Genomic DNA, 7,532 nt, shown 5'->3' on the forward strand with positions numbered 1-7,532 from the left:
CCACCGGCGGGCGGGTGACCAGCCGCGTCACGGCCGGCGGCCGATCGTGATCAGCTCGGGGCTGTCGTCGGTGACCGGCGTACGGTCCCAGTCGCCGAAGCGGGACTCCGGCACCAGACCGGCCCCGGCCAGGAACCGGTCCAGCGCGGCCGCGGACAGGAACCGCAGCGTGCCCCGGTCGGCCTGGGCGCGCCAGCGCCCGCCGTCGGTCGTCTCGGTGAACGTGACCAGGTCGCCCTCGACCCCGTGGACCTCGTACGAGACCCGGACCGGCGCGCCCGCGTACGCGACCTCGAAGGCGGCGCCGTGCCAGCGCTCCCACGCCCGCGCGGCCGGGTTGCGGGTCTCGAACGCGACCCGCCCGCCGGGCCGCAGCGCGTCCCGCATCCCGGCCAGCACGGACGCGACCTCCGCGTCCGCCCGCAGCTCCTGGAACGCGTGCCCGGTCATCGTCACGAGGTCGAACGCGGCCGAGTACGCCCCCGGCGCCAGCGTCCCGGCCACCCACTCGACCGCGGGTTCCGCGCGGGCCACGGCGAGCATCCCCGCACCCGGGTCGAGGCCGACGAGCCGGCCCCGGTGCCCGTCGCGGCGGGCCCGCTTGAGCAGGGTCCCGGTGCCGCAGCCGACGTCGAGCACGTCCCCGGCCGCCCGGACCAGCCCGAGATAGAAGTCGTCCGATGCCCCCCACACGTTCTGCACGTCGTAGAGACGGGCGTCCTCGAGGTCGTCGTAGCTCACGCGCAGCACCGTAGCCAGCGCCTGCGCCGGCCCGACAGCGAGTTTGGGTGGGCCGGTGACGACGGACTGGTGGCGGGCCCCGACCACCGCGACGTCGACCGGGACGAACTTCTGGGTCCTCGCCGGCGGTCGGTGCTGATCGCTGCCCCTGAGTCCCTGCCCGGAACGGGGAGCGACCGGCTACGGTCCCTTCGCGCAGTCGGGTGTGGGGGTGGGGCGCGTGCGGACGACGGCGTACCGGTGGGTGCCGATCGCGGTCGGGCTCGTCTTCGGCGGTTGGTTCGTGGCCACCTCGGCGTACCGGGACCAGCCGTTGTGGACGGTGTGGGCGCCGCTCGTGGTCGCGCTGACCACCGCGGCCGGCGTGATCTTCGGCTACGGCGTCGACCGCTGGCGCGAGCTGACCGCGCTGGGCGCGAGCGCGGGCCGGACCGCCCGGCAGGTGACCGCCGCCGCCGCGACCGCCCTGGTGCCGCTGGTGGTCTCGCTGGTGCTGCCGGTCACCGACACCCGCGCGGCCGTCCGGGCGGCCGTGCTGCTCACGGTCACCGTGATCGGCGGCGCGCCCGCGGCCGCGGTGCTCTACCGGATCCGGAGCGTCGCGGTCGGCCGGCCGACCGGAGGGCGAGGGGCCGAGGCCGAGCTGCTGCTGCGGCTGCGCCGGGTGCTGCAACGGATCCTCGCCGCCGTCGGCACTCTCGTCGCACTGTCCACAGTGGCCACCGCGGCGGTGATCGCGCTGGGCCAGCAGGGCGCCCGGGCGGCCGGGCGGCCGGTCCCGCAGACGCCGGCGGAGGTCGTGGTCGTCTTCGGCGGCGCCGGCTCGCTCCTCGTCGCGCTGATCTATGCGCCGGCGGCCGTGGCCGTCTCCGACCGCGCCCGCCGGCTCTGCGACGAGCTGTTCCCGCTGCGCGGGGCCGAGGAGCCGGCCGACATCCTGGCCGTGGCCGAGAGCCGCCGCACGCTGGAGTCGTTCCTCGGCGCCGACCGCGGCCTGCTGGCCGACCTGCAGACCGGGCTGGTCGTGCTCGCCCCGCTGCTCGCCAGCGGCTTCGCCGTGTTCCTGCCCGGCTGACCTCCCTTATCGTGGCGGCGTGGGTGGGGATGGCTGAGACCGACTGGGACTGGGGTCCCGAGGAGCTGCGCGCGCACGGGCACCGGATGGTCGACCTGCTGGTCGAGCACCTGAGCACGCTGCCGGAACAGCCGGTGTTCCGGCCGTACCCGCGGGCGCTGGCGCAGGAACGGCTGTCCGCGCCGCTGCCGGAGCTGGGCCGCCCGGCCGGGGAGCTGTTCGACGAGCTGGCCGGCACCGTGCTGCCGTGGCCGTTCGGCAACGGGCACCCGCGCTGGGCCGGCTGGGTCAACGGGCCGCCGAGCCCGGTCGCGGTGCTCGCGGACGCGCTGGCCGCGGCGATGAACCCGTCCGTGGCCGGCGGCAACCACGCCGCGACGTACGTGGAGAAGCAGGTCGTGCGCTGGCTCGGCGAGCTGCTCGGCCTGCCGGGCTGGGGCGGCCTGCTGGTCAGCGGCGGCTCGGCCGCGACCGTGCACGCGCTGGCCGCGGCCCGGCACCGGGCCACCGCCGGCGCGGTCCGCCAGTCCGGCCTGGACCAGTCCACGGCCCCGCTGACCGTGTACGCCTCGGACCAGACCCACAGCGCGGTCGCCAAGGCGGTCGAGCTGCTCGGCCTCGGCGCCGCGGCCCTGCGGGTGCTGCCCGCGGACCGCGATCGCCGGCTGCCGGTCGCCGCGCTGGCGTCGGCGCTGGCGTCCGACCGCGCCCGGGGCGCCCGGCCGATGGCGGTGGTGGCCTCGGCCGGCACGGTGAACACCGGCGCGATCGACCCGCTGGCCGAGATCGGTTCGCTCTGCGCGGCCGAGCGGGTCTGGCTGCACGTCGACGGCGCGTACGGCGCCCCCGCGGTGCTCGACCCGCGGCACGCCGCCGCGCTGGCCCCGATGGCCGCCGCCGACAGCGTCGCGGTGGACGCGCACAAGTGGCTGTCGGTGCCGTACGAGGCCGGGGCCGTGCTGGTGCGGGACGAGGAGACGCTGCGGGCGGCGTTCAGCCGGGTGGCGGCGTACCTGGCCGAGGACAGCGACCCGGACGGGGTCACCTGGCTGCCCTGGTTCAGCGAGTACGGCAGCCAGCAGACCCGGGGCTTCCGCGCGCTCAAGGTCTGGGCCGCGCTGGCCCACCACGGCCGGTCCGGGTACGCGACCACCATCGGGCACGACCTCGACCTGGCCGAGCGGCTCGCGGCCACGGTCGACCGGTCGCCGCTGCTGACCCTGGTCTCCACCGGGCTCAGCGTGGTGACGTTCCGGTCCCGTGCCTCGGACGACCGCGAGGTGCTGCGCCGGGTCCAGCTCGGCGGCGAGGCCTTCCTGACCGGCACCGCGCTGGACGGCGGGTTCGTCCTGCGGGCCTGTATCACCAACCCCCGGATGCGGGCCGAGGACGTCGACCGGATCGTCGCCGCGGTCGAGGCCGCCGCCCGGCCGTGACCGACCTGCCGCCGCTCGCCGGCGAGGACCACGTCTGCGCCGCCTGCGGCCTCGCGTACGCGGACCTCGCCGTCGCCGAGGCGCCCGCACGCCTGGAAGTCCTGGTCCGGGACTTCGAGGCCGCCGTCGTGGCCGCGCCCGACCCGGCGGTGCGCCCGCAGCCGTCGGTCTGGTCGCCGGCCGAGTACGCCTGCCACGTGCGCGACGTGCTCGTGACGTACACGGTCCGGCTGCACCGGGCGCGCCGGGAGGACCGCCCGGTGCTGGAGCCGATGTACAACGACCTGCGGGCCCGGCGTTTCGACTACGCCCACGCCGACCTCGCGGCCGTCCGGGCCGAGAGCCGGGCGGCCGCCGCCGGCCTCACCGCCGAGATCGCCCGCATCACCGACGCGGACCGGCTCGTCAGCCGGTTGCCGGGCGAGCACCGCAGCACCCGCTGGCTCGTCCGCCAGACCCTGCACGAGGTCCGCCACCACACCCTGGACATCCGCTCCCAGTAGTCCGGATCCGCGGACCTGGGCGGTGCTTGCTCCGTACTGTCGCCAGATGAGCGTCGAGGACCTCCGCGCGATCGCCCTGTTCGACGGGCTGAGCGACGGACAGCTGGGGGAGCTGCTGGCGGCCGGCGAGGTCCGGCGGTTCGAGCCCGGCGAGGAGCTGTTCACCGAGGCCCGGGCGGCCGACGTCTGGTGGGTGCTGCTGGCCGGGACCGTCACGCTGGTGCGCCGGGTCGGCCACGAGGACACCGTGCTCGGCCGGATGGAGACGCCGGGCCAGTGGGCCGGCGGCTTCCGGGCCTGGGACGCGCACGGCGTCTACCTCGCGTCCGGGCGCGCGGTCACGGCCGGCCGGGTGCTGCGGGTGCCGGCCGACCGGCTGCGGGCGCTGGCCGACGTCTGGTTCCCGTTCGGCGTCCACTTCATCGGCGGGCTGGTCGGCACGGTCCGCCGGATCGAGTCGGTGGCCCGCCAGCGCGAGGCCCTGGTCGCCCTGGGCACGCTCGCCGCCGGGCTCGCGCACGAGATCAACAACCCGGCCGCGGCGGCCACCCGCGCGGTCGACACGCTGCGCGACACCACCGAGGTGCTGCTGGCCTCGCTGGGACAACTGGCGGCGGCGCCGGTCTCGGCGGCCCAGTTCCGCGCGCTGGACGCGCTGCGCCGGGAGATCGTGCCGCCCGCGGTGCCGCCCTCGCCGCTGGCCCTGGCCGACCGGGAGGACGAGCTGTCCGACTGGCTGGTCGAGCGCGGCGTCGAGCGGGACTGGCTGATCGCCGCGCCGTTCGCCGCCGCCGGGCTCGACGTGGCCTGGTGCGAGCGGGCCGCCGCCGTGCTCGACGGCGCCCCGCTGGCGGCCGGGCTGCACTGGGTCGCGAGCTCGCTGTCGATGGCGACCCTGCTGGCCGAGGTCAAGGAGTCGACCGGGCGGATCACCGACCTGGTCGCCGCGGTCCGGACGTACTCGCAGCTGGATCGGGCCTCGCTGCAGTGGGCCGACGTCTCCGAGGGGCTGGAGAGCACCCTGGTCATGCTCGCGCACCGGCTGCCCGGCGGGATCACGGTCGTGCGCGACTACGGCCCGGACGTGCCGCGGATCGAGGCCGTGCCGGGCGAGCTGAACCAGGTCTGGACCCACCTGATCGACAACGCCGCCGACGCGATGGGGGAGAAGGGGACGCTGCGCATCTCCGTACGGGGGCACGGCGACGGCGTCCAGGTCGAGATCGGCGACACCGGCGCGGGGATGAGCGACGAGGTGCGCACGCACGCGTTCGAGCCGTTCTTCACCACCAAGGGCGTCGGCGAGGGCACCGGCCTCGGCCTGGACACCTCCCGCCGGATCGTCGTCGAGCGGCACGGCGGCGAGATCACCATCGACCCGGGTCCCGGCGAGACCGTCCTGCGCGTCACGCTCCCGGCCCGCTCCCACCCGCATCCCTGACCCGCATCCATGACTCGGTATCCATGATCTAGCGTCATGGGATGGACACTGACGCGCTGCGGTGGTTCCAGCAGGTCGCGGACGGGGTGACGGTCACCGAGGTCAGCGGGACCGCGGCGGTCAGCCAGCCCGGGGTGTCCCGGGCGCTGGCCCGGCTGGAGGCCGAGCTGGGGACCCCGCTGCTGCGGCGCTCCGGCCGGACGCTGCGGATGACCCAGGCCGGCGCCGCCTTCAAGCGGCACGTCGACGCGGCGCTGCACAGCCTCGATGACGGGATCGCCGAGATCGAGCAGCTGCTGGACCCGGAGACCGGGCGGGTGGCGCTGGCGTTCCAGCACTCGTTCGGGACCTGGCTGGTGCCGGATCTGATCCGGTCGTTCCGGATCGACCACCCGGAGGTCCAGTTCGCGCTGACCCAGGTCCGGGACGACCCGCCCGGGCCGGGCGTGGAGGACGGTCTCGAGCTCGGCACCCGTACTCCGGGCGGATCGACGCGGTCGCAGTTGCTCGGCGTCGAGCCGCTGCGGCTGGTGCTGCCGCGCGACCACCGGCTGCGGCGGCGGCGGAAGGTCGCGCTCGCGGACCTGGCCGGGGAGGCGTTCGTGGGGCTGCCGCCGTCCTCGGCGCTGCGGCGGCTGACCGACGAGCTCTGCCAGCGCGCCGGGTTCGCCTCATCGGTCGTCTTCGAGGGCGACGACCTCTCGACCGTACGGGGGATGGTGGCGGCCGGGCTCGGCGTCGCCGTGGTCCCGGCGCCGCGGACGGGCACGGCCGAGGCGGCCGGCGGGCCGGTGCACTACTGCGAGATCCTCGACGCCGGCGCGTCCCGGCAGATCCGGCTGACCTGGCCGGCCGATCGGCGGCTGTCGCCGGCCGCGCTCGCGTTCCGGGAGCACGTGCTGCGCCGGTTCCGGGCCGGGAAGATCCCGGCGGTCAGCGACGGTCGCTAGTGGACCGTCGTGTGTGGACGGTCACTGGGGGATCAGCTCGACGTGGTCGCGGGCGCCGATGTCCGGGCGCAGCCCGCGGTAGTCGCTGCCGAACAGCGGCGAGGAGATGATGAGGTCGGCCGTGGCCAGGTTGGTCGCGACCGGGACGTTCCACACCGTCGCCAGCCGGAGCAGGGCCTTGACGTCCGGGTCGTGCGGCTGCGGCTCCAGCGGGTCCCAGAAGAAGATGAGCATGTCGATCGCGCCCTCGGCGATCTTGGCGCCGATCTGCTGGTCGCCGCCGACCGGCCCGCTGAGGAAGCGGGTCACCGACAGGCCGAGCTCGAACTCGAGCATCGCCCCGGTGGTGCCGGTCGCGTAGAGCCGGTGCTGGCTGAGGGTGAGGCGGTTGTAGTCCGCCCAGGCCAGCAGCTCCACCTTCTTGTTGTCGTGCGCCACCATGGCGACGTGTCGTTGTGGCATCTGATCCTTCCTTCCCCCGCGGGTACTTGACCGATCCAGTGTCGCTCGGATCGGTCCATGCGTCCAATGCCTCGATGTGCGGCTACTGATGCAGCTGAAGCATGGGACGTGACATGGCTAGCCTCGCGCGGGTGGCCGTCGAGATCACCGTCATGCACGACTACCAGTGCGATCCGCTCTGGGTGTCGCGGGACGGCGCCCTGCGGGAGCCGGAGGCGCCCGCGGACCACGGGCTGTCCGCCCCGCTGACCGGCCGTTTCGAGGCCTGGCGGCAGTGGGGCGAGAGCCGGCTGAACCTCGCCGATCCGCACGACAGCCGTGCGGTCTCCGCCACCGAGGACGCTGCGTTCGACGCCGAGGGCCGGGAGCTCGGCCCGGACCGCGGCCGAGCTCCCGCACGCGCTCGTCCGCTACTGGAAGGACGGCTAGGAAACCTCCCGGGAACGTTCGCTGAAGTCGGGCGACTCGGCCGGGACCACGCAGAACAACAGCCCGGCCGGGTCGCGCAGCACCGTCCAGGTCCGGCCCCGGCCCACCTCCCGGGCCCCGAGCCGGACCAGCCGGGCGACCTCGGCCGCGACGTCGTCGGTCTCGATGTCGAGGTGAAGGCGGGCCCGGTCCGTACCGATGTCCTGCAGGCCCACGACCGACAGCGCGGCCGGGTCCTCCAGCGCGGTGAACTCCGGGTAGTCCCCCACCAGCCGGGCCCGCGCCAGCAGCGCCGCGGCCCAGAAGTCCCGTGTCGCCGCGAAGTCCTCGGTCGGCGCGTCGATGACGACCTCACGCAACAGGATCCGGTGCATCCCGACATTCAAGCGTGCCGGTCCGGGGGTGGTCCTCGCGGCGGTGCCAGGGTAGGGAAGGGTAGCCGGGAACACCGGCGGGACGAGTGGAGGACGCGTGGCGCCGATCGACATCACCACG

8 protein-coding genes are annotated in these 7,532 nt (G+C 75.3%); 5 read left to right on the forward strand and 3 right to left on the reverse strand.

The window, feature by feature from the left end; genetic code table 11:
* Positions 1-27: 27 nt before the first annotated feature.
* The gene (locus tag VGP36_15905; protein ID HEV7656198.1) at positions 28-741 is read right to left on the reverse strand and encodes a class I SAM-dependent methyltransferase; all 714 of its coding nucleotides are present in this window, start codon (positions 739-741) and stop codon (positions 28-30) included.
* A gap of 220 nt (positions 742-961) precedes the next feature.
* On the opposite strand from VGP36_15905, the gene VGP36_15910 reads away from it, so the two are divergent.
* From VGP36_15910 to VGP36_15930, 5 genes are read left to right on the forward strand one after another with little or no spacing between them, the layout of a single operon-like run.
* Entirely contained in the window at positions 962-1,816 is an 855-nt protein-coding gene (locus VGP36_15910) for a hypothetical protein (protein HEV7656199.1), read from the forward strand.
* Between the two features lie 29 nt (positions 1,817-1,845).
* Positions 1,846-3,252: an aminotransferase class V-fold PLP-dependent enzyme gene (locus VGP36_15915; protein HEV7656200.1), complete on the forward strand. Its 1,407-nt coding sequence runs from the start codon at positions 1,846-1,848 to the stop codon at positions 3,250-3,252.
* On the forward strand, positions 3,249-3,755 hold the full coding sequence (locus tag VGP36_15920; protein HEV7656201.1) for a DinB family protein: 507 nt from the start codon (positions 3,249-3,251) through the stop codon (positions 3,753-3,755). The genes VGP36_15915 and VGP36_15920 overlap by 4 nt, the downstream gene beginning before the upstream one ends.
* A gap of 46 nt (positions 3,756-3,801) precedes the next feature.
* Positions 3,802-5,196 (forward strand): ATP-binding protein, encoded by a 1,395-nt coding sequence (locus VGP36_15925; protein HEV7656202.1) that lies wholly within the window; start codon positions 3,802-3,804, stop codon positions 5,194-5,196.
* Positions 5,197-5,237: 41 nt separating this feature from the next.
* Entirely contained in the window at positions 5,238-6,146 is a 909-nt protein-coding gene (locus VGP36_15930) for a LysR family transcriptional regulator (GenBank protein ID HEV7656203.1), read from the forward strand.
* A 21-nt stretch (positions 6,147-6,167) separates the two neighbouring features.
* Here the strand turns inward: VGP36_15930 and VGP36_15935 are convergent, their stop codons facing one another.
* A complete protein-coding gene (locus tag VGP36_15935) occupies positions 6,168-6,608 on the reverse strand; it encodes a methylglyoxal synthase (protein ID HEV7656204.1) in 441 nt (146 codons plus the stop codon).
* A 425-nt stretch (positions 6,609-7,033) separates the two neighbouring features.
* Positions 7,034-7,411: a VOC family protein gene (locus VGP36_15940; protein ID HEV7656205.1), complete on the reverse strand. Its 378-nt coding sequence runs from the start codon at positions 7,409-7,411 to the stop codon at positions 7,034-7,036.
* Positions 7,412-7,532: the final 121 nt, after the last annotated feature.

The organism is Mycobacteriales bacterium (assembly GCA_035995165.1).
Taxonomy (GTDB): Bacteria; Actinomycetota; Actinomycetes; order Mycobacteriales; family CADCTP01; genus CADCTP01.